Source organism: Bifidobacterium favimelis (genome assembly GCF_037963085.1).
In the GTDB taxonomy this organism is placed as follows: Bacteria; Actinomycetota; Actinomycetes; order Actinomycetales; family Bifidobacteriaceae; genus Bombiscardovia; species Bombiscardovia favimelis.
Map to the genome: position 1 here is coordinate 1,054,427 of NZ_JBANDZ010000001.1, position 20,328 is coordinate 1,074,754.

At 63.6% G+C, this 20,328-nt stretch carries 20 protein-coding genes; 1 reads left to right on the plus strand and 19 read right to left on the minus strand.

What is annotated here, in order from left to right; genetic code table 11:
- Nucleotides 1-27: 27 nt before the first annotated feature.
- The 18 genes from V6584_RS04290 to V6584_RS04375 form a co-directional block, all read right to left on the minus strand.
- A complete protein-coding gene (locus tag V6584_RS04290) occupies nucleotides 28-669 on the minus strand; it encodes a MerR family transcriptional regulator (RefSeq protein ID WP_404802630.1) in 642 nt (213 codons plus the stop codon).
- Between the two features lie 125 nt (nucleotides 670-794).
- Nucleotides 795-1,241 carry an FHA domain-containing protein gene (locus V6584_RS04295; protein ID WP_340469222.1) on the minus strand — a complete coding sequence of 149 codons (447 nt, stop codon included), beginning with the start codon at nucleotides 1,239-1,241 and terminating at the stop codon, nucleotides 795-797.
- Between the two features lie 5 nt (nucleotides 1,242-1,246).
- Nucleotides 1,247-2,077 (minus strand): DUF881 domain-containing protein, encoded by an 831-nt coding sequence (locus V6584_RS04300; RefSeq protein ID WP_340469223.1) that lies wholly within the window; start codon nucleotides 2,075-2,077, stop codon nucleotides 1,247-1,249.
- A gap of 4 nt (nucleotides 2,078-2,081) precedes the next feature.
- Nucleotides 2,082-2,414 carry a small basic family protein gene (locus tag V6584_RS04305; protein ID WP_340469224.1) on the minus strand — a complete coding sequence of 111 codons (333 nt, stop codon included), beginning with the start codon at nucleotides 2,412-2,414 and terminating at the stop codon, nucleotides 2,082-2,084.
- Between the two features lie 2 nt (nucleotides 2,415-2,416).
- Complete coding sequence (locus V6584_RS04310) at nucleotides 2,417-3,376, minus strand: DUF881 domain-containing protein (RefSeq protein WP_340469225.1); 960 nt, start codon at nucleotides 3,374-3,376, stop codon at nucleotides 2,417-2,419.
- Nucleotides 3,369-3,986 (minus strand): CDP-alcohol phosphatidyltransferase family protein, encoded by a 618-nt coding sequence (locus tag V6584_RS04315; RefSeq protein ID WP_340469226.1) that lies wholly within the window; start codon nucleotides 3,984-3,986, stop codon nucleotides 3,369-3,371. The genes V6584_RS04310 and V6584_RS04315 overlap by 8 nt, the downstream gene beginning before the upstream one ends.
- Nucleotides 3,987-4,213: 227 nt before the next feature.
- Nucleotides 4,214-4,879, minus strand: coding sequence for a ribulose-phosphate 3-epimerase (gene rpe / locus V6584_RS04320; protein WP_340469228.1), 666 nt, complete (start codon nucleotides 4,877-4,879; stop codon nucleotides 4,214-4,216).
- A gap of 33 nt (nucleotides 4,880-4,912) precedes the next feature.
- Nucleotides 4,913-5,917, minus strand: coding sequence for a prolipoprotein diacylglyceryl transferase (lgt, locus tag V6584_RS04325; protein ID WP_340469229.1), 1,005 nt, complete (start codon nucleotides 5,915-5,917; stop codon nucleotides 4,913-4,915).
- Nucleotides 5,918-5,943: 26 nt separating this feature from the next.
- Nucleotides 5,944-7,128, minus strand: coding sequence for a dual-specificity RNA methyltransferase RlmN (gene rlmN / locus V6584_RS04330; protein ID WP_340469231.1), 1,185 nt, complete (start codon nucleotides 7,126-7,128; stop codon nucleotides 5,944-5,946).
- 142 nt (nucleotides 7,129-7,270) lie between these two features.
- The gene (locus tag V6584_RS04335) at nucleotides 7,271-8,260 is read right to left on the minus strand and encodes a phosphatidate cytidylyltransferase (RefSeq protein WP_404802590.1); all 990 of its coding nucleotides are present in this window, start codon (nucleotides 8,258-8,260) and stop codon (nucleotides 7,271-7,273) included.
- A 21-nt stretch (nucleotides 8,261-8,281) separates the two neighbouring features.
- A complete protein-coding gene (frr, locus tag V6584_RS04340) occupies nucleotides 8,282-8,836 on the minus strand; it encodes a ribosome recycling factor (protein WP_340469233.1) in 555 nt (184 codons plus the stop codon).
- 53 nt (nucleotides 8,837-8,889) lie between these two features.
- Nucleotides 8,890-9,630, minus strand: a complete 741-nt coding sequence (gene pyrH / locus V6584_RS04345; protein WP_404802591.1) for a UMP kinase — start codon at nucleotides 9,628-9,630, stop codon at nucleotides 8,890-8,892.
- A 357-nt stretch (nucleotides 9,631-9,987) separates the two neighbouring features.
- The gene (gene tsf / locus V6584_RS04350; protein WP_340469235.1) at nucleotides 9,988-10,842 is read right to left on the minus strand and encodes a translation elongation factor Ts; all 855 of its coding nucleotides are present in this window, start codon (nucleotides 10,840-10,842) and stop codon (nucleotides 9,988-9,990) included.
- A 69-nt stretch (nucleotides 10,843-10,911) separates the two neighbouring features.
- Complete coding sequence (gene rpsB / locus V6584_RS04355) at nucleotides 10,912-11,787, minus strand: 30S ribosomal protein S2 (protein WP_340469237.1); 876 nt, start codon at nucleotides 11,785-11,787, stop codon at nucleotides 10,912-10,914.
- A gap of 257 nt (nucleotides 11,788-12,044) precedes the next feature.
- Nucleotides 12,045-12,527, minus strand: a complete 483-nt coding sequence (gene def, locus V6584_RS04360; RefSeq protein ID WP_340469238.1) for a peptide deformylase — start codon at nucleotides 12,525-12,527, stop codon at nucleotides 12,045-12,047.
- Nucleotides 12,524-14,545, minus strand: a complete 2,022-nt coding sequence (locus tag V6584_RS04365; protein WP_340469736.1) for an AMP-dependent synthetase/ligase — start codon at nucleotides 14,543-14,545, stop codon at nucleotides 12,524-12,526. The genes def and V6584_RS04365 overlap by 4 nt, the downstream gene beginning before the upstream one ends.
- A 39-nt stretch (nucleotides 14,546-14,584) precedes the next feature.
- Entirely contained in the window at nucleotides 14,585-15,106 is a 522-nt protein-coding gene (locus V6584_RS04370; protein WP_340469239.1) for a hypothetical protein, read from the minus strand.
- A 162-nt stretch (nucleotides 15,107-15,268) separates the two neighbouring features.
- Nucleotides 15,269-16,387 carry a GuaB3 family IMP dehydrogenase-related protein gene (locus V6584_RS04375; protein WP_340469240.1) on the minus strand — a complete coding sequence of 373 codons (1,119 nt, stop codon included), beginning with the start codon at nucleotides 16,385-16,387 and terminating at the stop codon, nucleotides 15,269-15,271.
- Nucleotides 16,388-16,640: 253 nt separating this feature from the next.
- On the opposite strand from V6584_RS04375, the gene V6584_RS04380 reads away from it, so the two are divergent.
- The gene (locus V6584_RS04380; protein WP_340486220.1) at nucleotides 16,641-18,389 is read left to right on the plus strand and encodes a type 1 periplasmic-binding domain-containing protein; all 1,749 of its coding nucleotides are present in this window, start codon (nucleotides 16,641-16,643) and stop codon (nucleotides 18,387-18,389) included.
- Nucleotides 18,390-18,395: 6 nt separating this feature from the next.
- Here V6584_RS04380 and V6584_RS04385 read toward each other — a convergent pair whose 3' ends face one another.
- Nucleotides 18,396-20,213 carry an AMP-dependent synthetase/ligase gene (locus tag V6584_RS04385; RefSeq protein ID WP_340469243.1) on the minus strand — a complete coding sequence of 606 codons (1,818 nt, stop codon included), beginning with the start codon at nucleotides 20,211-20,213 and terminating at the stop codon, nucleotides 18,396-18,398.
- Nucleotides 20,214-20,328: the final 115 nt, after the last annotated feature.

The window sequence follows — 20,328 nt, forward strand, 5'->3', positions numbered from 1 at the left end:
CGGCAAAATGCCACTCCACCCCCAGGGTCACCGTCCTGCCCTGGCCCTCATCTCGTGCTGTTCTTCCAGCCGATGCCGTATCCGCATGGCCGTTATTTCATCTATGGGCCGCTTGGGCAGTCCTGATTCCATTTCTCCGGTGGCCAGGTCCACGTGGTCCTGTGTCCTCAGCGAGTCATCCATGCGCTTGTAGATGGCGCCGACCGAAATGGCGAAAACCGCCCGGCCGGTTTTCATGAGGGAAAACACCTGATCTGCCGAAGAGCATTCGACCACCTGTTCACCATCACAGACGATGGTGACACGGGCCAACTGCCTCTTGGTCTGTCTGACCAGGTACCGCACGGCCCGGGTGGCGTTCTGCAGGTTCACACCGGCATCCAGCAGGCGCTTGAGCACGCAGAGAATGACCACATCCTTGAATGAGTACAAGCGGCGTGATCCTGAACCATGCGAGGGGTTGATCGAGGGCTCGAGAATCCCCTTCCGGGCCCAATAGTCCAATTGACGGTATGTGATGCCGGCCACGTCGGCGGCCACGGTCCCCCTGTAACCGCGTGTGACGCCCTCGGCATCCTCAGCGGTGAAGAGCTCGCCCTGTATCAGGCCCTGTGCATTGCCTGCCCGGGGAGGAGCAGGCAATGCAGCGGAATCGGATGGTCTGCCCACCGGATCGGTTCCCGGAATCCCGGCGGTGCCGACTGGCACTCCCCCACTGCCCGCTTCCGTATCAGAGCCCATATCCCCACCTTCCGGGTCCTTCCTGCCCTTCTCAGCCGGCAGCCCACCGGCCTTCACCGGGCCGGCGGCGTTATGACGGCGGACTTCGTGAAGTAGACCAGGCGGAACTTGCCGATCATCAGCTCGTCGCCGTTGTGAAGGTCCGCGGAATCCACCCTCTGACGGTTGACGTAGGTCCCGTTCAGACTTCCGGAGTCCTCCACCCTGAAGCCCCCGTCGATGCGGCGGAAGACCGCATGGGACCTGGAGACGGTTGCGTCGTCCAGGAGGATGTCCGCCTTGGGGTCGCGGCCAACCGTCACTTCGTCCTCATCCAGAAGGTACCGGGAACCGGAAGCCCCCCGTGTCGAGATGAGCAGTGCGCTTCCCTCAGGCAGCCTGGCCATGGTGTCCAGGTCCTCGGCCGTCAGGGGCCTCTCACCTGTGGACGTTATGGGAATGTTGATGGCGGGCATGCCGATGACCGTCGTCTCGCCTGCTGTGGGAATTGGTTCTGTCATATCGCCTATTCTACAGTCTTCGCGAACTGATAGGACCCCTGCCGTCGAACTTGGTCTATCTTCACCTCGTCGGACTGGGAGACGCTGACCGTGGCATTGAACTGAACCTTGATCCGGGAACCCACTCCCCCGGCGATCTGGATGGCGTTCTGAAGGGCATCGGGGTCACCGATCGCTTTTATGACATAAGGGCTGGCATACTCGGTGCCATCGCAGCGCAGTCCCTTCTTCGTGTCCGTCAGGTGGGTGCTGGTCACCACCCTGGTCTCGTTGAAGGACATGACCTCGGCCCCGGCGTTGCGCAGCTCTTCGATGACCGTGAACATGGTGGAGGCATCCAGCTTTGTGGGCCCCTCTCTTATGGTGATCACCACGCCACGCCCCACGGCCGGCAGCCTGCCCGAGAGTATCCCGCTGCTCTGTTCGTTCTGTTTGGCTATCCTGTCAGCCTCTTCCTGCTTGTCGGCGGCTGATTTGATGGCGGTCAGCTGTTGGCTTAACTCGCTCTTCCTCTCCTCCAGCTTGTCCACCTGGGTGCTGGTCTCGTCCAGGAGCCGGACCAGTTCGTCCTCGCTCAGACTCTGGTAGGTCGACTCCTTGTTGCGGACCTGTACGGCGTATCCGAAGCCGAGGAGGGCGCACATGAGGATGACCAGGACGCTGGTAACCAGCCTCGCCCGTGAAGCATTCGAGTTCAGAGAACGCGGGGGCTTCCTTCTGATGACCGGGAAGGACCCGGTCTGGGTGTCGTCACTGGACCTGTGGGTCCTCCCCTTGGGCTTGGGGGGAATGCGCACCGGTTCGGCATCGGAGGGGGCGTTTCTTTTCCACTTCATGCGCTCATCCCCTGAAGATGAATCGACGGATCGAAGATACGTTGGAGAAGATCCTGATGCCCAACACCACGATGACGGCAGTCGACAGCTGGGCGCCCACCCCCAGTTGGTTTCCGAGGAAGACGAGGAGTGTGGCCGTTATCACATTTGAAATGAAGGAGACGACGAAGACCCTGTCGGAGAAGCTGCGCTCGAAGTAGGACCTGGCAGCGCCCACCAGTGCATCCAGGGCCGCCACGACCATGATGGGCAGGTAGGGCTGGAGACCGATGGGGATATCCGGCTTGAGGAAGATGCCGGCGACTACCCCTACGATCAATCCCAGTATGGCCGCCATGTTCAATGACTCCTTCTCGCGTAGGACAGGTTGGGCATCCCCACCGCTTTCAGTGTAATGCTTCGTTCCTTGGATATCCTGACACGGATGTTCGCCTGTCTCATGGAATCCAGCCTGGGCTGGGCAGCAGCCTTGTCGAAGGCGGCGGCCAGCACGCCCGGATCCCCTATGGCCTCGACCGTGTACGGGCTTTCGACGGAGGAGGTTCCTACAAGTATGGTCTGACCGGCCGTCCTGACTGAGGTCTGGGTCCCGATGCGGCTGCCGTTGATGGCTACGGCCTCGGCCCCGGCCCCCCACAGGAGGGAGACGACCCATTGGAGGTCGTCGTCGCGCACCAGCTTGACCTTGGTGTTGGGATCCTGGTTCTCTGTGTTTGAAATGGGGTTCGACAGGACGACGGAGACCCCGCCCCCGGTCACCGAGGAGGCCCCGTTGGTGATGTCGTCGTCCTCCTGGACCGGATCCCTATGGCTGGCACCGGCCTGTGAGGAGAGCGCCTCTATCTGCGAACGCATGGAGGTTATATCTCCCGAAAGGGTCTCCGACCGGTCCCGGACGTCCTCGACCTGGGCAATCAGCTTCTGCCTGACCTTCTGCCTGGGGTCCCTGTTGAGGACCTGGACTATTCCGGTTCCGGCCAGGCCCACCACCGTGCAGATGATGAACACGATGACCCTGGTGGCCCAGATGTTGAGCTGCGAACGGTGCTCGCCCGCCAGCAGGCGGGCATCCTCGAACATGGGGTCCATGGGACGGTTGGTCAGGTCGTCGATGAGCCGGAGGGACTCGTCGTCGAGCTTGCGGCGTCTGGCCTCCTCAGCGCCGGGCTGGGACCCTTCCCCGTTGACGTACCTGGTGCTCAGACCAGCCGCCGAGCCGGAGAAGACAGCCCGCCGGTGTATAAGCGTCCTGTCTGGGGGGACGGCGAAGGATGGGAGCCCGGGCACCTTGTCATTCATGCGGACGGTCCTCCGCGAGAAGCCGTATCCCTTGCCGCAGGTAGATGATGCCTGACAGCCAGTAGAGGGCCACCCCCCATATCACGGCGGAAAGGGCGATCAGGTGGAAGACCCTGAAGAAGGCCGAGGTGCCCACATCTCCGAAGATGAGCGCCGGAATGGCAAGCATCAGCATGGCCGTACCCGTCTTGCCCACGAAGTGGACGGGAAGGGGTCCGTAATCATGCTGGGCCAGGAGGAAGACCAAAACCCCCATGATCACATCACGCAAGCCCACGAGGGCGAGGACCCACCAGGGCAGGATGCCGGCGATGCTGAGGGCGAGGACGCTGCACAGTATGAGAAGGCGGTCGGCCACGGGATCGAGTATCTGCCCCAGCTTGCTGACCTGGTTGAACCGCCGGGCGATGATGCCGTCTATGCCATCGGAGAGGGCGGAAATCAGCAGGACCACCAGGGCGATGATCAGATGGCGGTCGGCGACCAACCAGGCGATGACCGGGATCGAGAGGATGCGCAGGCAGCTGATCACGTTGGGCAGGGTGAAGACCACGTCTCGGGGCTCGGGGCTGTACTTGCTGCGTGAGAGACGCTCGATGAAAGACTTCACTCCCCAGCCACCCGCCCTGGCATGCCGGAGGCAGGGGACCACACCGGAACCGTCCGGGCGGACGGCCGGACACCTGTCTGCCAGGGCTGCCGGCAGACGGCCTCAATCAGTGCCTGCTCATCATTCATGGGCACTTCCCCCTTCAGCTTCCTGCGGCTCTCCTTCGCCGCCCTGCAATGACTCCGTGTCAACCGTACCCCTACGGGCGGCCTAGAGGGAGGAGGGAATCAGGGGCGGTAGGCCGCTGTGGCCTTCTCCCGGATGGCCTCGATGGCAGCGGCCCGGTCAGCGGCCCCGTAGACCGCGGAACCCGCCACCAGCACATCCGCCCCGGCCTGGGCTACCGTGGCCGCCGTGGACGGGCTGACGCCACCATCCACCTGTATGTGGGTGTCCAGCCCCCTCCGGCTTATCTCATCACGCAGGCGACGGGTCTTGGCCATCTGGTTGGCCAGGAACTTCTGCCCGCCGAAACCGGGCTCCACGGTCATGACCAGTATCATGTCGAACTCGTCCAATATGTCGAAGATGGGTTCGACCGGCTCGGCGGGACGGACCGCAAAGCAGGCTTTGACACCCATGTCGTGCAGCTGCCTGGCCAGACGGACCGGGGCATGGGCGGCCCCCATGTGGAAGGTGACGGAAGCCGCGCCGAGCTTGGCGAATTCAGGGGCCCAACGGTCGGGATCCTCGATCATAAGATGGACATCGACCGGAAGGTCGGTCACCTGGCAGATTCGTTCGACCACCGGCTCGCCCAGGGTCAGGTTGGGTACGAAGTGGTGGTCCATCACATCGACATGAACCATGTCTGCGCTGGCTATGGCCTTGAGGTCACGCTCCAGGTTGGCGAAGTCTGCTGACAGGATGCTCGGTGCTATCTGTATGCTCATAACCGTCATTCTACGGTCAACGAACGACCGGTTTCAGAGGTTTCCACCCTGTTCCGCCTCGCCTGAGGCCTGGGTCTGGCCCGGATCGGCCCCCACCTGATCGGCCTGTGGATCCGGGGTCCGGCCGCCGGACCGGTCGGCCTCCTTCTCCTGGCGCTTTTCAAGTTCCGTGACCGTCCTCAGCTTCTCCGACAGGAGTTGGATGGACTTGCCCAGCCGCATGTCCAGGACGAAAGCCAGGACACCGAGGATGAAGACGACCATGGAGACCCAGACATTGACTCTGATTCCCAGGAATTCGTGGGCGAAATCGATGCGGAGGGCCTCGATCCAGGTGCGGCCGGCCGTGTACCACATGACGTAGAGGGTGAAGAGGGCCCCGGCCTTCAAAGTCCTCACGGTCTTTCTCCCTATCCAGACAAGCAGGGCAGCCCCGACCAGGTTCCAGATCATCTCGTAGAGGAAGGTGGGATGGAAGAGGGTCCCGGTCGGACAGGTGGAACCGTCATAGCAGGCCTCGCCGTTGCCGATGGCCGAACCGGTCGCATCGATCTTCAACCCCCAGGGGAGGGTGGTGGGAGCCCCGTAGAGCTCCTGGTTGAACCAGTTGCCCAACCTGCCGACGGCCTGTGCGACCAGGAGGGCGGGCGCCACCGCGTCGCACAGGAGGGCGGCCGGATAACCGCGGTGACGGCACCAGGCCCAGGCGGCCAGACCACCCAGCAGTACGGCCCCCCAGATGCCCAGCCCCCCCTTCCAGATGCGGAAGATGTCGGCGAAATTGCCGGTCGGGCCGAAGAAACGTTCCGGCGTGGTGACCACGTGGTAGAGGCGGGCCCCGATGATGCCTGCCGGCACGGCACAGATGGCTATGTCCAGGATCTGCTCGAAATCGCCCCCCAGCCGCTTCCAGCGGACCGTCGTGATCCAGGCGGCGATGACGATGGCGGCCAGCATGGTCAGGGCATAGATGTGGATGGTCACCGGCCCGAGCGTGAAGGTCGATATGGCGGGTGAGGGAATGTAGGCAAGGTCCATAAGGCCTTCATCCTACCTGCAAGTCCCTACCGGGATCCGGACCGGTTCCCCACCCTGGCTGCCAGCTGTCCGCAGGCGCCGTCGATATCGGAACCGCGCGTGTCCCGCATGGTCGCCGCGATGCCGTTTGAATGGAGTATCTGCAGGAACCGCTCCTCGTCCTCCGGCTTGGAGGCGGTCCACCGGGACCCCTCTATCGGGTTCAGGGGGATGGGGTTGACGTGCACCCAGTCGTCTCCATAGTGGTTGAGCCGCCTGGCCAGGGTCCTGGCATGCTCGGCCTGGTCGTTGATCCCCCTCATCAGGGCGTATTCGATGCTGACACGCCTGCCGCTGGCCAGGTAGTAGTCGTGGGCGGCGTCCAGCACCTGGGTGGTGTTGAAACGGCGGTTCATGGGGACGAGTTCGTCCCTCAGGCCATCGGTGGGGGCGTGGAGGGAGACGGCCAGACGGACGGGGATGCCCTCCTTGGCCAGCTTGCGGATGCCGGGCACCACACCCACCGTGGAGACGGTGATGTTCCTGGCGGATATGCCGAACCCCCGGGGCGGCAGGGCGCTGATCTGACGGACGGCTGACATGACCGCCCTGTAGTTGCCCATGGGCTCCCCCATTCCCATGAAGACGACGTTGCTCAACCGACCCTGACCGCCGGCCACCTGACCGTCCCTCATCATGGCCGCCGCCACACGGACCTGTTCAAGTATCTCGCCAGCCGACATGTTCCTGGTCAGGCCCAGATGACCGGTAGCGCAAAAGGGGCAGCCCATCCCGCAGCCCACCTGGCTGGAGATGCATAGGGTGGCCCTGTTGGGGTAACGCATGAGGACCGACTCTATGCGGGAACCGTCAAACAGTTCCCAGAGGGTCTTGATGGTGGTCCCCCGGTCGGCCTCCTGCCTGGTGACCTCAGTGATCAGAGGCGGGAAGAAGGCCTGGGCCAAGGTTTCCCTCTGACCTGCCGGCAGGTCGGTGAAATCGGCCGGATCGGTGGACAGGTGGGCGAAGTAGTGGTTGGCCAGTTGCTTGGCCCTGAAGGATGGCACGCCCAGACGGGAGCAGACCTCCTTCCTCCCCTCCCCGTCAAGATCGGCCAGGTGGACGGGGGGCTTGCCCCTTCGTGCATGCTCGGTCGAGAGGACGTCCCGGAAGGCCCCGCTGTCTCCCCCCGGGGTGATGCCGCTGTCTTCTTTTTCCTCAAGGGTTGCCATGCTTCCGGTCATTCCCGGCACCTCCCTTTCACCGCTTATCCTGCCTTTCCTCCCGGGCCGCGAGAAGGGACCGGCCCAGCCGGACCGGTCCCGCCATGAATCAATTGTCTTCAGTGCCGCTGACCCGAAGGGGTCCGCTTGTTCACAGACCGGTCGCCAGAAGCAAGAGTGTCACAAATGGTGCGGACATGAGAATGGAATCCACCCTGTCCAGCACCCCGCCGTGGCCCTTGAGAAGGTGTCCCATGTCTTTGATGCCCAGGTCCCGCTTGATCATGGATGCCGAGAGGTCACCGAAGATGCCGGTGATTCCGACCATGAGCCCCATGAGGACGGCGACCCACCAGATGGACCCCCAGGAGGCCATGGGATAGGTGCAGGCGAAGATCACCAGGGAACCGATCAGGCTGCAGAGCATGGAGCCGAAGAGACCTTCCAGCGATTTGGCCGGGGAGATCTTCGGGGAGATCTTGTGCCTGCCGAACCAGGAGCCGAAGAAGAGACCGCCGATGTCGCCCAGGGCCGGCAGGAAGATCACCATGAAGGCATGGGCCGCCGGATGCCCCCCGAATGTGGTCGGCAGGACGATGAGGCAGGCCAGGAGGACGATGTAGACGGTTGTGAGCAGGGATACGCCGACGTTGGCGAAGCTGTTCCCCCTCCCACCGGCACCCGGCAGCCCCTCCGGGGTCTGTATGCCTTGGACCGGACCACCTGCGGCAACCTGCTTGGCAGTCACCGCACGGGAGAGACGGCCACCCAGCCTGTGAGGGAAGCTGGAGGCGATCGTCACGACCAGGGATGTGGCCAGAACGCCTGCGGACATCACGGCTACATGATCGCTGGCATAGAAAGAGGCGATCAGGGTGATGCAGGAGCAGATCCAGAGCTCCACGACCGGGATATGGAGGTCGGCCGTGGCGAAATCAACCCTGAGCTCCCACAAGCCCAGCACCATGAAGACGGCGATCAGGAAGGCGAAGGCATCGATCCTGATGAGGATGCAGGCCAGGATGATCACGACCAGGACCGCCCCCGTGGCCACGGCCTGGGGCATGTTGCGGCCTGTTTTCTTACTTACCGAGGCGGCGGATTCACCTGCCGTCTTTTTTTCCTGTGACATATGACTCACGATGCGGTAAAACCCCACTCCTCAGACTTCGAGGATCTCCTTTTCCTTGACGTCCAGCAGGCTGTCGACCAGGTCGCTCTGCTGCTTGGTGATGTTGTCCAGCTCCTTCTGGAGGCGGGCGCCTTCATCCTCACCCAGGTCTCCGTTCTTGACGGCGGACTCAAGCGTCTCCTTGCCCTTGCGGCGGATGTTGCGGATGGCGACCTTGCCCTCCTCCGCCTTGGACTTGGCTATCTTGACATAGTCGCGGCGGCGGTCCTCGGTCAGCTCTGGCAGGGTCACCCTGATCACGTTGCCGTCCCTGTTGGGGTTGACCCCCAGGTCGGAATCGCGGATGGCCTTCTCCACCGCCGAAGCCTGGCTGGGATCAAAGGGGGTCACCGCCAGGGTCCGGGGCTCGGGAACCCCGATGGAGGCCAGGTTCTTGATGGGAGTGGGAGACCCGTAATAGTCCACCACGATGTCATTGAGGAAGGCGGGGTTGGCCCTTCCGGTGCGGATGCCCGCGAAATTCTCTTTTGTGGCCTCGATGGTCTTGTCCATCTGGGCCTTGGCCTGATCCACGACGCTTGCCATGATTGTGCTCCTTGTTGCTCTTGGTCGAATCTGTCTGTCCTGTGCGGACCAACTCACTCCAGGATATCGTCCTCGGCGCAGACCCTGGTTCCCAATGTGGTCCCTTGGAGGGCCGCCGTCACGTTCCCAGGGCCTTCCAGGCCGAACACCCTGATGGGCATGGAATTGTCGCGCGCCATCGACAGGGCCGAGGCATCCATGACCGCCAGGTTGTCAACCAGGGCGCGGTTGTAGCTCAGGCTGGTGAACCTGCGGGCGGAGGGGTCCTTGCGGGGGTCTGCCGTATACACGGCATCGACCCCGTTCTTGCCCATCAGCACCTCCGCGCAGTGTATTTCAAGCGCCCGCTGGATGGAGACCGTATCAGTGGAGAAGTATGGCAGGCCGGCCCCCGCGCCGAAGATGACCACGCGTCCCTTCTCCAAATGGCGTATGGCCTTGAGGGGGATGTAAGGCTCGGCCACCTGGCCCATGGTGATGGCCGTCTGGACCCTGGTGGCCTGCCCCGCCTGTTCCAGGAAGTCCTGAAGGGCCAGACAGTTCATCACCGTGCCCAGCATGCCCATATAATCCCCACGGGACCTTTCAATCCCGGCCTGGCTGAGTTCTGCCCCGCGGAAGAAGTTGCCGCCGCCGACGACGATGGCCACCTGGACCCCGGAACGGACGGCCCGGACGATCTCGCCGGCGATCCGTTGGACGACTTTGACGTCGATGCCGACGGCGCCGCCCCCGAAGGCCTCGCCTGACAGTTTGAGAAGGACCCTGCGGGGAGACTGCGCGCCTACGGGCAATATCGGATTCCGATCGCTGGGGGCGGGTGATCCAGTCGGGGCCGATGCGCCCTCCGACGTCTGAGAACAGGTCATGGTGAACCTTCCTAATCATGGCGACGATATCGATAATGGCCGTATTCCAGCCTATCGATGAACAACGACAAGGTGCCGTCCAGGTCCCGGGGCGGAAGCCTCCTGTGTGCCCTTCCGCCCCTGATGGCCGAGCGCCGACCGCCGACCGCTGGAGGACAGGTCCGTCCGGCGGGCACGGCAAAGGGGCGGCCCCTGTCGGGACCGCCCCTCCTGCCCTGCCGAGACAACCACAGGGCATCAACCTCTTCAAACCGATTCGCCCGGGCTCACGCCCGGACCGGCTCACTGCTCCTCGTCGCCCTTGCCGACTTCGATCCGGGCGAAGGCAAGCGCCCTGCCGCCGGCCTGCTTGAACAGGTCGCCTATCGTCTTGGAGGAGTCCTTGACATACTGCTGCTCCAAAAGGACGGTCTCCTTGAAGAAGGCGTTCAGCCTCCCCTCGACGATCTTGGGGACTATCTTCTCCGGCTTGCCCTCGGCCAGCGACTTTTCGGTGGCCACACGGCGTTCGGATTCGACGACCTCTTCGGGCACATCCTCACGGCTGAGCCAACGGGGGCTCATGGCGGAAATCTGCAGGGCCACCTCGTGTGCCACGGAGGCACCCGGCTCGTCGGTGGCGATCATGGCCACGATGGAGGGCGGCATCTCCGCGGACTTGCGGTGGGCGTAGATCTCGACCCTGGGTCCTTCGATCCTGGCCACCTGGCCGATCTTGACATGCTCGTGGAAGAGGGCTCCTGCCTCCTCCACGGTTTCGTTGACCGTGCCGGACTTGGACGGGGCCTTGGCGGCCTCGTCGGCGTCCGAGGCGCCTGCCTTGGCCACATCCTCGATGACCTCCTCGCCGAACTCGACGAACTGGGGGGTCTTGGCCACGAAATCGGTCTCGGAGTTCAGCTCGACGGCGTAGCCGATCTGTCCGGCCCCCCCGTCGACGACCTTGGACGCAATGAGGCCTTCCTGGGCCTTGCGGCCCTCACGTGCTCCCGCAGCCTGGATGCCGGTGGCGCGGATGATCTCCTTGGCCCGGGCGATGTCTCCATCAGCCTCGGTCAGGGCCTTCTTCACATCCATCATTCCGGCGCCGGTCTGGTCACGCAGCTCCTTGATCAGCGCAGCGGTGATCTTTGCCATATGTAACTCTCCTGTCTATGCCCCTTCCGGCCGTGCCGGAAGGGGGTCAGATACCTTGGAAGGATATGTTCACTCAGCCTGGGCGGGCGCAGCGGGCTCGGCTGGCGCAGCAGGCTCGGCGGCCGCTGCAGGGGCGGCGGGGGCGCTCTGGGCGGTTTCACCGTCCTGGGGTTGGCCGTCCTTCTTCTCCAGCAGCTCCTTCTCCCACTCGGCCATGGGCTGCTCGGCCGTCTCCTCGGTCTGGGCGGCCTTGCCGGAACGGTCGATCAGACCGTCCGCCACGGCGTCGGCCATGAGGTTGGTCAGGAGTTCCACACCACGGATGGCGTCGTCATTGGCCGGAATCGGGTAGTCCACGGTCTCCGGGTCGGTGTTGGTGTCCACCAGGGCCACGACCGGGATGCCCAGCTTGTGGGCCTCGGAGACAGCCAGGGCCTCCTTGTTGATGTCCACGACGAAGAGGGCGGAGGGTGTGCGGCTCATGTTGCGGATGCCGCCCAGCTGGCGCTCCAGCTTGTCCTTCTCACGCTTGAGGAGGAGAAGCTCCTTCTTGGTCAGGCCGGAGCCGTGCACATCGGTGAAGTCCATCTCTTCGAGTTCCTTGAGACGGGAGACCCGCTTGGTGACCGTCTGGAAGTTGGTCAGCATGCCGCCCAGCCAACGCTCGGAGACGTAGGGCATGTTCACGCGGGTGGCCTGGTTCTTGATGGCTTCCTGCGCCTGCTTCTTGGTCCCCACGAAGAGGATGGTGCCGTTGTGGGCCACGGTCTGCTCGATGAAGTCGTACGCCTTGTCGATCAGGTCGAGCGACTTGAAGAGGTTGATGATGTGGATGCCGTTGCGCTCCATCAGGATGTACTGCTTCATCTTGGGGTTCCAACGACGGGTCTGGTGCCCGAAGTGGACTCCGGCCTTCAACATTTCGCTCATGGTGATCTGTGCCATGTCATTGCCTTTCATTGTCGGTTATTGCCTGGCCATGTGCGCCTGCGTGCAGCTCCGGGGAGCCGACCGACACAGGGCGTCGCGGACATGGCGCGATCTCGTACGCCCGGCTTGGTTCGGTTCATGCGGGAGGACCACCCGTGACAGCGGTTCTCCCATGTGGGCATACAAATAGTAATAATAGCATGGGGTGGGGTCCTCCATGCAGGACCCCACCCCATGCCGTCCGGCCCGGTGGCAGCCGGAGGGAGACAGTCTCAGCGCACCCGGCGGAGGTTGCGCATTGCCGCCTTCCTGACATCCTTCTCCAGCCGGTCTATGTAGACATGACCGTCCAGATGGTCGCACTCGTGTTGGATCATCCTCGCCATGATCCCATGCCCCTCCAGTGTCACCGGCCGCCCCTCCAGGTCGATTCCATGGGCCCGGGCATAGTCGGCGCGACGGGTGGGGTACCAGAGGTCCGGAAGGGAAAGACAGCCTTCCTCCCCATACTGCTCCCCCGACGTCTTGTCGATCACGGGGTTGATGATGTAGCCCACCTTGCCGCCAATGTTGTATGAGAAGACCCTCAGGTTGATGCCGATCTGGTTGGCCGACAGGCCCGCCCTCCCGGGGTCGTCCACCGTGTCCAAGAGGTCCCGGACCAGGCTCCTGATGGCGGGGGTCATCTCGGTGACGGGGTCACAGACGGTCCTGAGCACAGGATCGGGCACAACACGTATCTGGCGGATCGTCACCGCTTGTTCTCCTTCTCTCCCTGGTCCTGCCCCTCACCTGTCCTTTCGGCCGGATCCTCACGGCCGGCCTCGCGGCCCTCCCGAAGGAGACCGGAGACGCTGGCCAGGGAATCGGACACACTGGTCCTGGCCCGGTTGACGATCGGGGCCATGGATTCATTGACCTTGTCCCGCTTGATCTGGGCGGGGGCCGACTTCGGGGTCGCCTTGGGGGCATAAAGGACCCTGTCGATCAGCTCGGCGTACTGCTTGAGGACTTCCGGCCGAACCACCTTGAGGCTGGGGGTCAGGGTGCGGTCCTCCTCGCTGAAGTCCTTGTCCAGGATGATGAACTTGCGGATGGACTCCGCCCGGGAGACATTGCTGTTGGCCTCGTCGACGTACTGCTGCACGAAGGCACGGACGGCGTCGTTCTGCGCCACCTGCGCCGGGGTCATGTCCGGGTCGAGCTTCTGGGTCCGCAGCCAGGAGGAAAGCATCCCCTCGTCCAGGGTGACCAAGGCCCCGATGAAGGGGCGGCCGTCGCCGACGACCACGGCATGGGAGACGATGGGGCAGGTGGCGACCGTTTCCTCCATGGGTGCCGGGCTCACGTTCTTGCCCCCGGCGGTGATGATGACGTCCTTCTTGCGGCCGGTGATGAACACGAAGCCCTGGTCGTCGATTTCCGCCAGGTCACCCGTGTGAAGCCAGCCGTCAGCGTCAAGGACCGTGGAATCCAATTCCGGGTTCTTGTAGTACCCCATGAAGACGCTCGGCCCCTTGACCAGGAGCTCGTCATCGTCGCTCAGCCTCACCGTGATGCCGGAACCGGGCCTCCCAACAGAGCCCACCTCGTTGGCATCCTCGAAGTTGACGCAACAGGGGGCGGCCGTCTCGGTCATCCCGTAGCCCTGGATGAAGGTGATTCCGTCGATGCCGTTGAAGAAGTGCGCCAGGTCTGCGTTCATCGGGGCGCCGCCGCAGGCCAGGTAGCTCAGATTGGAGCCCAGGGCGCTCTCGATGGTGTTGCCGACGGTCTTCATGTAGAAGGAATGCTTGATCCTCATGGGCAGGGAGTGTCCCCTCCCCTCCTGCTCGCTCTTGGACCAGTGGATGAAGTGCCTGGTGGCGTTGGCGAAGACCCTGCCGGCGAACCCCGCACCGGCCTTCTGGGAGGCGGCGTTATACACCTTTTCGAAGACCCTGGGAACTCCGAGAAGATAGGTGGGCCGGAAGGTGCGCAGGTCGCTCAGCAGGTGTTTCGCATTGGAGACGTAGCCCACCACGCCCTGTGCACCGATGGCCACGTACTGGATGTAACGGGCGAAGCAGTGGGCCAGTGGGAGGAAGAGCATGAGGCGGGAGGGGGCGGCCAGCATGTGGTAGAGGACATCCCAGCCGACGAAGACGATGTGGACGAAGTTCCTGCTGGAAAGCATGGCCCCCTTGGGCTCGCCGGTCGATCCGGACGTGTAGACGATGGTGGCCAGGTCGTCGGCCTTGACCTGGGCTATGGCCTCGTCCAACTGACTGTCGTCGATGGATTCGCCGAAGTCGCTCACCGCGTTGAGACCCTCGGCTTCAAAGTTGAACACGTACCTGAGGTTGGGGGATGATCCCCGCAGCTGCTCCAGGGTCTGGGCATGCTCTTCGTCACCGGCGAAGGCCAGGACGCAGTCCACGTTCCTGACGATCTTCTCCGCCTGCCGGCTGGAGTCCGTTTCGTAGATGGGGACCGAGACGGCGCCGATGGCCGCGCAGGCGAAGTCGGTGACCCCCCAGTCATAGCTGGTGGCCGCGTAAATCACCACGGTGCTCCCCTTCGTCACGCCAAGGGCCATCATCCCCTTGGCCACGGCCCTCACGCGCGACATCATCTGACCGGCCGTCACATCATGCCAATTCCTGGTGACCGGATCCTGCCACTGCGCCACAAGGTCGTCGGCACCCCGGGCCGTCCTGTTGGCCAGCAGGGAGAAAATCGTGTCTTTATCGGTCGTCGGATGTTGAATCTCGACGGTATATTCACGCAACATGGTCTCCACTATATGAGCTCTACCGGCCAAAAGACCTCTTCAACCCATGTCGAGCCGGGTGCACAGCCAGCGGGAACCCAGGCGGTCATGGGTCTCGTTGACATGGACGGCACGCCCGGAGACCAGGAGGGTGACCGTGGATTCGAAACGGTCCGGACCTGTCCTGTAGAGTTCCACGACCAGGGGGATGACCGGGAAGCAGATGCCGGCCGCCTCCCCCGGCCTGTCCAACCGCCAGAGGTCCGACCCCCCGGCCAGGGTCGCGAAGAGGGAGAGCCGGTCCATACAGGCCTGACTGACCTGGCGACGCAGGATGTCGACCGTCAGACGGCCCCTGACCACGTCGAAGGCGCGGGCAGCCAGGATGCAGGTCCGTCCTGCCAACTCCGAGAGCGTTTCCCGCCCCTGCATGCTCAGCGAACCGGTGTTGTCGACAAGGCTGACCGCGACGCCCCGCTTCATCCCACCCAAAGGAATCCGCCAGTGTATGGCTGGCCGCCAACCCCCAGCCCCTGCCGACGGCTGGCCGTCTCCCCAGCCGACTCCTCTTCCGGCTTCCATGACGGCATCACCTCCGGGACCATCCTGACCCGGGGCGGGCAGGCAGAGACCCCCTGCCGGGAACCTTGTGGACAAGTGTACGGTTCCGGACAGGGGGCCTCATACCACGGTCCCGCAGGCGCCTTGCCGTGAGAGTGCGATGCCTGCAAGACCGGCGCGGTCTCAACGGGTGGGGGTTATGGCCACCTTGCATCTCTGGAAATCCTTGACGTCAACATAGCCGGTGGAGGCCATGGCCCGTCGCAGGGCGCCCATGAAGTTCAGACTCCCGTCGGCCCGGCTGGAAGGACCCCGCAGGATCTGCTCCAGGCTGCCGACGGAGCCCACCGGGACCCTCTGCCCGCGCGGCAGGGAGGTGTGGCGGGCTTCGGACCCCCAGTGGAAACCGAGGCCTGGGGCCTCATCGGCCCTGGCCAGGGGCGTCCCCAGCATGACCGCATCCGCCCCCATGGCGAGGGCCTTGACGAAACTGCCCGAAGTCCCCGTGCCGCCGTCGGCTATGACCTGGACGTAGCGGCCGCCGGACTCGTCCAAGTAATCCCTGCGTGCCTCGGCCACATCCGCGATGGCGGTTGCCATCGGGGCCTGGATGCCGATGATGCTTCCGTCGGAGGAGGCCGCCCCTCCCCCGAAGCCGACCAGGACGCCGGCTGCCCCTGTCCTCATCAGGTGAAGGGCCGCCTGGTAGGTGGCGGCTCCTCCGACGATGACGGGGACATCCAGGTCGTATATGAACCGCCTGAGATCGAGGGGCTCATGGGTGGAGGAAACGTGTTCGGCGGAAACGGCCGTCCCCCGGATAACAAAGAGGTCCACCCCCGCCTCGACCACTGTGGAGTAGAACTCCTGGGTCCTCTGCGGGGAGAGGGCGGCGGCCACTGTGACCCCGGCCTGCCGGATTTCATGCAGCCTTTCGGTGATCAGCTCCGGCTTGACCGGCTCCTGATAGACCTTCTGCATGACCGGGGTGGCATCCTCCCGGCCGGCTTGCGCGATCTGCCGGAAGACGGGGTCCGGATCCTCGTACCTGGTCCACAGACCCTCAAGATCCAGCACACCAAGGCCGCCCATCTTGCCCAGTTCGATGGCTGTCCTCGGACTCATCACCGAGTCCATCGGGGCCCCCAGGACAGGCATGTCGAACTCATAGGCATCCACCTGCCAACTGGTCGACACGTCCTTCGGATCCCTCGTGCGGCGCGAAGGGAGGATGGATATGTCATCCAACGAATAGGCCACTGAGGCCCTTTTGCCCAAACCGATTTCAATTTCCTGTGACATGGCTTCCAGGCTACCGCCCTCTTGAGACGCTGGCTGCGGCAGGGATCCCCATGCAGCGACTGCGCAACCGCTCCGCCGGGCCGGGCCCGGCCGTGAGACCAGGTCCTCCTCCCACGTTTTGTGAAGGCTGGGACCGGATGGGCATGAAGGGAGCGGGCTGCCCATACAATGGTGACGATGACGGGTTCCTTCAGGGGGTCCACGATTTTGAGGAGCTGATGTGAATCGGTTGCACAGGACGATCATGCGATGGATGGCCGCTGCGGCGAGTCTTACCCTCCTCCTGACAACGGCGGCATGCTCCTTCCACGAGGGTGCCAAGACCGGTTCCCCCTCCCCCACGACGAGCGGCCCGGCCAGGACGAAATCAGGCCACTTCGCAATCTTCCTACCCTCCGACGGCATCACGCTCTCCCAGCACACGCCCAACAACAAGTGGGCCGCCTTCCTGCCCGAACTGCGGCAGGCATTGAACGCCAACCATGTCGAGAAGTCAGACATCTTCGTATCCACAGACACCTCCCTGACCGACCAGAGCAGGTACCTTGCGGAGTATGTGACCTCCCGCATCAAGGACCGAAAGGCCGGCGACCCGACCACCATCATCCTTGCACCCGTGGCCGGTGCCGACTCCATCACGAGGCAGTACGGGGACTACGTCAGCCAGGACCTGACCAACCTGGCAGCCCAGGCCGCCCGGATCTCGGACCCAGCCGCCGGTGACGGCTCCACCGGGGACCAGGACAGGTCGCCAGCCGCCAGCCCTTCATCCGGCGGGACGAAGTCGGGCGGCAAGGAAGGTTCACCCACCCCGGCCCCTTCCGCTTCCAAGGAGGAGGAATCGGATGACGGGGACGACTCCGATCCGCAGAGGTGGAACGAAGACGCCATAGCATACAAGAAGATGGTATCGGCCCTGAAGAAGGCCCGGCAGAGCGGGATGCATGTCGTCCTCCTCTCCAGCGACCTCCCGGACGTAAACCCCGACCTCTTCGTCTCCTTTGCGGACGCCAGGAAGATAGGCAGGATACAGGCCACCGAGTTGGTCCGAAAGCTGGAGTTGGACAAGGCCAGCAGGCAGAATCCGCGCAGGGTCGAAATCCTCCTCCCCATCCAGGCGGAGGATGCCGATGCTTCGGCGCGGGCCGGCGACCAGACCCGGTCAGCCAGGAATCCCGGCACCTTCCCGGCCGAGGCCTTCACCGGAATCTGGGAGGTGTTGGGCCCGTACTTCAAAGACGGACGGGCCGTGAGCCCCTCCGCTCTGCTCGGCACGGGCAGCGGGCCTCAGGATTGGCCTTCCATTTCCTACGACCCCGGCAAGGACATCTCCGCGACCAAGGCCGAGCTGGCCAAACGCCTACATGGATCGGAAGGCGGCAGGACGGCCATCGACGGGGTCATCGCGATGAATGACTTCATAGCGTCGGGTGTCGTGTCCGAACTGGGTGATTTGGGTTATACGGGGTCCTCTGCAGACATCAACCCCGAAATATCCATATCCGGCATCGTCGGGAACTTCACGGGGCGGCGGGATCTGAACAAGAAACCGGTCCCCTCCCCCAAACCGACCGCCTCCCCGCACACCCCCCCTGCGGCCGACGGACGCAAGGGACCGGACGGGACCACCGTCCAGAATGGTCAGGAGGAGGATGCGGGCGGGACGGACCGGGCGGCCGGGACACCCGGCGATGACCGACCCTCATGGCCCATCGTCACCGGTTACGGTGCTTATACGGACAACATCCCCCAGATCGTCGACGGGGAACAATGGATGACCGCCCTGGAAGACAGGAAGGGACTGGCCAATGACCTGGCCCGCGCCTGCATAGGCCTGAACGAGAAGGGCAAGACGGGCGACATCGCGACGATCACACGGCTGAAGACGTCGGGCAGGGAGCTGATGACCCTGGACCGTCCATTGGTGGCGGTCTCCGCCTCCAACCTGAAGAGCGCCATGATCGACACCAATTACATCAAACCGGCCGACGCCGGCCTGTGACCCCGGTCAGGCCCCCTTACGCCCTGCATAGATGGACCGGTCGATGAGTTCGGCGTAGCGCTTGACGATTTCCGCGCGCCTGGGCTTGAAGCTGGGCGTTAGGAGCCCCTCCTCCTGGGTGAAGTCTTCGTCCAGGATCTCGAACCTGCGGATGGACTCTGCCTGGGAGACCAGCATGTTGGCCGCATCCACCGCTCGCTCCACCTCCGTCACGACGATGGGGTTGGCCCTGGCCTCCTTCAGGTCCGCCACCGGCTCGGCCCCCTGATTGTGGAGCCAGTTGTTCGTGGCGTCCAGGTCGAGTGTGATCAGGGCTGATATGAAGGGACGGCGGTCGCCGATCACCAGGCACTGGCTGATCACCGGCGATGAGAGAACCGCGGATTCCAGGATGCTGGGCGAGACGTTCTTGCCTCCCGCCGTGATGATGATCTCCTTCTTCCTCCCCGTCAGGGTGACGAAGCCATCATCGTCGATCCGGCCCAAATCGCCCGTATGCAGCCAGCCGTCGACCACCTGGGAATGGGTCAGCTCCGGGTGGTTGTGGTAACCCAGGCAAACGCTGGGGCTCTTGACGCAGAGCTCCCCCTCCTCGTCCACTCCCATGCTGACGCCCGGCATGGGTTGGCCGATGCTGCCGATTCTGTATCCCTTGACGGGGTTGACGGCGATCGGCCCCATGGTCTCCGTCAGTCCGTAACCCTCCAGGACCGGCAGGCCTATGCCGTCGAAGAAGCGGGCCACATCCAGATCCAGAGGGGCCCCGCCTGAGATGGCATATTGGACCCTTCCGCCCATGACGTCCAGGATGTCCTCATAGACGGCGGTCTTATAGAAGGCGTACCTGGCCTTGAAGGACAGCGAGGCCTCCTCCCCCTTCTGACGGAGGACGGAGGCCTGGCGGGCCACCCGGGCGGCATCGAGGAAGACGTGCCCCCTGGTCCCCGATCCGGCCTTCTGGGATGCCGCGTTGTAGATCTTTTCGAAGACCCTGGGGACGGCGAGGAAGAAGGTGGGTTTGAAGGACTGCATATCCTGCAGGAGGGTCTTCAGCGAAGAGGATATCCCCAGGGTCAGGTCCGTCCCGATGGCGAAGAACTGCAGGCAGCGTGCGAATGCATGTCCCAGCGGGAGGAAGAGAAGCAGCCGCCGGCCATCCCCCAGGCAGATCTCCGGCACGGCCTGGATGCCGGACTTGACGGTGAAGACTATGTTGGAGTGGCTGAGCTCGATTCCTTTGGGGCTGCTCATGGAGCCCGAGGTGTAGACGATGGTGGCCAGATCGCCCCCGTTCACCCCCTCGGCCCTCTCCGCGAACTCAGCGTCGGAAACCCCCTTGCCATACGCCGCTATCGTGCCCAGGGCCCCCCTGGTTATGACATAGACATCATTCAGGTAGGCGCACTGGGAACGGACCAGGTCGAGCTTCTCCCTCTGGTCGTCATCCTCCACGAAGATCATGACCACATGGGAATCGTTGAGGACCCTCTTGACCTGGGAGGGGGAGTTGGTCTCGTATAGGGGAACGCAGACCGCCCCTATCGAGAGGATGGCCAGGTCGAGGGCGGTCCACTCCCAGCGGTTGCGGGAGAGGATTGATACGGCATCGCCGGGCATGATCCCCTTGGCGATCAGCCCCTTGGCCAGCTCTGTCACTTTCGATTTGAAGTGGGTTGCATCGAAGGACCCCCATGAGCCGTCATGGTTCTTGTATTCGATCAGACTGTCGTCAGGTAACCTCTCCACCCGGTCCTCAAGCAAGGAAAAAACGTTGACATCATCCTCGATAGGTTCCTCAAGAGGACGGGTGTACTCCTTCAGCATGACTGGCTCCAGACTCTGCACATCCAGCTTGTGACACTGTTATGTGTTGATTCTATCCTGGCCGGGCCACACCGACGGCCAGGTTGCCTCCTTGTTTGCACATTCCCCCCAGAAA

Coding starts and splice junctions, on each gene's coding strand:
- rpe (WP_340469228.1), bottom strand. CDS start 4,879: ATGAGCATACAGATAGCACCGAGCATCCTGTCAGCAGACTTCGCCAAC.
- frr (WP_340469233.1), bottom strand. CDS start 8,836: ATGGCAAGCGTCGTGGATCAGGCCAAGGCCCAGATGGACAAGACCATC.
- lgt (WP_340469229.1), bottom strand. CDS start 5,917: ATGGACCTTGCCTACATTCCCTCACCCGCCATATCGACCTTCACGCTC.
- V6584_RS04380 (WP_340486220.1), top strand. CDS start 16,641: ATGGCCGCTGCGGCGAGTCTTACCCTCCTCCTGACAACGGCGGCATGC.
- rlmN (WP_340469231.1), bottom strand. CDS start 7,128: ATGGCAACCCTTGAGGAAAAAGAAGACAGCGGCATCACCCCGGGGGGA.
- V6584_RS04305 (WP_340469224.1), bottom strand. CDS start 2,414: ATGGCGGCCATACTGGGATTGATCGTAGGGGTAGTCGCCGGCATCTTC.
- V6584_RS04295 (WP_340469222.1), bottom strand. CDS start 1,241: ATGACAGAACCAATTCCCACAGCAGGCGAGACGACGGTCATCGGCATG.
- V6584_RS04370 (WP_340469239.1), bottom strand. CDS start 15,106: ATGGAAGCCGGAAGAGGAGTCGGCTGGGGAGACGGCCAGCCGTCGGCA.
- tsf (WP_340469235.1), bottom strand. CDS start 10,842: ATGGCAAAGATCACCGCTGCGCTGATCAAGGAGCTGCGTGACCAGACC.
- V6584_RS04365 (WP_340469736.1), bottom strand. CDS start 14,545: ATGTTGCGTGAATATACCGTCGAGATTCAACATCCGACGACCGATAAA.
- V6584_RS04300 (WP_340469223.1), bottom strand. CDS start 2,077: ATGAAGTGGAAAAGAAACGCCCCCTCCGATGCCGAACCGGTGCGCATT.
- rpsB (WP_340469237.1), bottom strand. CDS start 11,787: ATGGCACAGATCACCATGAGCGAAATGTTGAAGGCCGGAGTCCACTTC.
- V6584_RS04385 (WP_340469243.1), bottom strand. CDS start 20,213: ATGCTGAAGGAGTACACCCGTCCTCTTGAGGAACCTATCGAGGATGAT.
- V6584_RS04310 (WP_340469225.1), bottom strand. CDS start 3,376: ATGAATGACAAGGTGCCCGGGCTCCCATCCTTCGCCGTCCCCCCAGAC.
- V6584_RS04375 (WP_340469240.1), bottom strand. CDS start 16,387: ATGTCACAGGAAATTGAAATCGGTTTGGGCAAAAGGGCCTCAGTGGCC.